Origin of the sequence: Parafrankia soli (genome assembly GCF_001854695.1) — a bacterium.
In the GTDB taxonomy this organism is placed as follows: Bacteria; Actinomycetota; Actinomycetes; order Frankiales; family Frankiaceae; genus Parafrankia; species Parafrankia soli.
This window is the reverse complement of record NZ_MAXA01000111.1, coordinates 1-2,819: the sequence shown is the minus strand read 5'-3', so window position 1 is coordinate 2,819 and position 2,819 is coordinate 1. Positions and strand designations below refer to the sequence as shown.

Sequence of the window (2,819 nt, the reverse complement as noted above, 5' to 3'; positions counted from 1 at the left end):
CCTACTACCGCGCCGTACCCGAAGCACTCGCCGCCCTCGCCACCGTGTTCAGCCCACCCCAGTAGGCCCGGTTCAGAGGCTTGTGGGCTGACGGGTGCGAACCGGCTCCGTGCCTGGGGTTTTCCACGCCGCCCACAGGAGCACCGTGAGCGCGAGCGCCATCCAGGCCGCGAGATAGCCGAACGCAAACGCGGGTGAGGCCATCGTGTACAGGAGCCCGGCGACGACGCTGGCGGCGATGTTTCCGACCGCCTGCACGGTGGCGAGCAGCCCGAACGCCGACCCACGAATCTCCTCAGGAGCAAAGGCGGCGACCGCCGCATGCTCCGCGGTCTCCGCGCACCCGATCCCCAGACCGGCCAGCACGAACGCGGCACCCAGCAGCCAGACCTGCGGCCCGGACACAGCGAACAGCAGATAGGAGCTCAGAAACGCCGTCACGCCAGCGACAGTGACCAGCAGTGGCCCGCGGCGGCCAAGCCGGTCGGAGATTCCTCCCGCGGGAAACGACGCGATCGTGGCAGCGATGTTGTAAGCGATGTACAGACCGATCGCGATCCGGGTGGCCGCGTCCGTGCCGTGGCCGGAGGCCAGCAGGTCGGTGGCACGCAGGATCAGCAGGGTTGCAGCCACGTTGCCGACCTCGAAGGCGGTGAACCCGGCCAGCACCCGCCCGAGCTGCCCACGCAGCACCGGCCGGACCTGAAACCGCAGCCGGCGGCGCTCACCGGCCCGTGGCAGCTTCGCCTGCCGGATCGCGTAGACGATCGCGACCGCGGCCAGCAGCCCCGGAATCACCGACAGCAGCATCGCGGCGCGCACTCCGACCAGCGACACCAGACCGAGCGCGAGCAGCGGGCCCACGATCGCCCCGAGATTGTCCATGGTCCGCTCGAACCCGTAGGCCCGGCCATACGCCGCGGCAGGCACCACGTCAGCAAGCAACGCGTTTCGGGCCGGGACTCGCAGGCCCCGAGCCGCCCACGCCGACCCGCGCAGCACCCCCACCTGCACCGCCGAGGTGGTCACCCCGATCAGCGCGGACAGTACGGCGGTGGTGGTGTAGCCGCCGACCGCGACCGTGCGGCGCCGCCGACGGTCGTCAGCCAGCGCGCCCCCGACGAACCGGCCCGCACCGGCCAGCCCGTCCGAGATGCCCTCGATCACTCCCAGCGCAGCGGCCGGCGCACCCAGGGTCGTGGTGACGAAACCGGCCATCAGCGCGGTCGGCACCTCATGCCCGACGTCGGCGAGGAAACTCGCCGACCCGATACCCCCGGCCCCCGGGGTCAGCCACGGCCGGCGGCGAGCCGACTCCTCCGGAGTGCTGATCGCTGCTTCCGGCACCGAGCCGACCCGCGTCTCACTCTCCATCTCGCTACACACATACGGAAGAAGACCGGATCAGGAAGCGCGCGTGCAGACTGTTCTTCCTACTTCGACCCGTATATTATTGATCTTCAATGCCGGCCTGTGCTACCACTGTCCGGACCAACAACCGCAGCGCTATCCCCGCGTGCACAGCCTGAGCCGACCGGCCGGACCGTGCCGGTGTGGGCAAGGTCATAGCCACCCAGCGCCGTGACTGCCCGCTGTAGGGTCGGGTCCCGCAGCGCGGCGAGCAGCGGCCGGGCCGCGCCCAACGCTTCCCGCCCGAGAGCGATCTCGTACGGCTCCCACAGCAGCGGGACGAATTCCAGCCCCAGATCCGCCAGCCCTGCCCGTACCCCCATCCCCACGTCGGCGATCCCCAGGGCGACCGCGAACGCGATCTCCACGTGCGAGGACAGTTCCGGCCCGGCAACCGTGTCCGGGGCGATCCCCTCGGCGAGCAGTAGCTGATCAAGCAATGCCCGTGTCCCCGCTCCGATCTCGCGTCGGGCGACCTGCCGGCCGCTGATCCTGGCGACGGAGGCCAGCCCACGGGGGTTACCAGCGGGGACGATCAGGCCCTGCTCGCGCCACCACAGATGCAGCAGGTGCGGCTCATCGCCGCCCAGCACAGTCCGGACGAACGCCTCGTTGTACACACCGTCACGATGACGTAGGTGGATCACCGCGCCATCGGCCTCACCCCGCGCGACCGCCCGCAGCCCGGGAAAACTCCCCCGCGCCCCCACCGGCTCCACTGCCGCGCCGAGCCGACCGAGCAGAATGCCCAACGCCGGATCGTCGCTGCCCGCCAGCCGGAACACCCGCTCCGGCTCCAACAGCCGCGCCGCCGCGATCGCACCATCCCCGGCTATCCGAGCCCGCCGCCGATCCGCCAGCGTGATCACCGCGCCGTCCGCCAGATACCGGTAGGCCCGTACCACCGTCGACGACGTCGTCCCGAGCACACGGGCGTACTCCCGCACCCCGAGCAGCTCCGCACCCGCCGACAACTCCCCGGAGCGCACACGACACGCCAGATCATGAGCGATATCCACATAGCGGGCCACAGCCGACGACTGTACGACCATCAGAACCGCAGCACGTGGTGAACGCAGCGCGATCTCCTCCGCCCCGGACAGGCACCGCTGCCGCTTCCGTCAAGGGCCACGGAGAGAACGGATCTCGACAGAATCTCGTGGCCACTGACAGTTCTTCACGATCTGCGGCTTGAACCTGCCTTTCCGATCATGAGGAACGGAGATCGCGACGTCCCGACTACTGTTGGAAACCACAGCCCTCGTCCGGCAACATTCCGAGCTTTCGTTGCCTTCGGGCCTTCGTTTCCTCAGCCGTAAGTGTTCGGTGAACCCGTGGGATCGGCGCGGCGTGGGTGTCTGTCGAGGGGCCGTGCCGTTTGGGTGTTGATGGGATGTTGGTCGCGACAC

The 2,819-nt window shown here is 69.5% G+C and carries 2 protein-coding genes; both read right to left on the bottom strand.

Annotation, left to right across the window (positions count from 1 at the left end; translation table 11 throughout):
• Window positions 1-72: 72 nt before the first annotated feature.
• Entirely contained in the window at window positions 73-1,374 is a 1,302-nt protein-coding gene (locus tag BBK14_RS10465; protein ID WP_071061430.1) for an MFS transporter, read from the bottom strand.
• 86 nt (window positions 1,375-1,460) lie between these two features.
• Window positions 1,461-2,462 carry a substrate-binding domain-containing protein gene (locus BBK14_RS10460; RefSeq protein WP_241831380.1) on the bottom strand — a complete coding sequence of 334 codons (1,002 nt, stop codon included), beginning with the start codon at window positions 2,460-2,462 and terminating at the stop codon, window positions 1,461-1,463.
• Window positions 2,463-2,819 lie beyond the last annotated feature (357 nt).

Bases quoted from the DNA above. Each gene is read 5' to 3' on its own strand.
- BBK14_RS10465 (WP_071061430.1), bottom strand. From the start codon at position 1,374: ATGGAGAGTGAGACGCGGGTCGGCTCGGTGCCGGAAGCAGCGATCAGC.
- BBK14_RS10460 (WP_241831380.1), bottom strand. From the start codon at position 2,462: ATGGTCGTACAGTCGTCGGCTGTGGCCCGCTATGTGGATATCGCTCAT.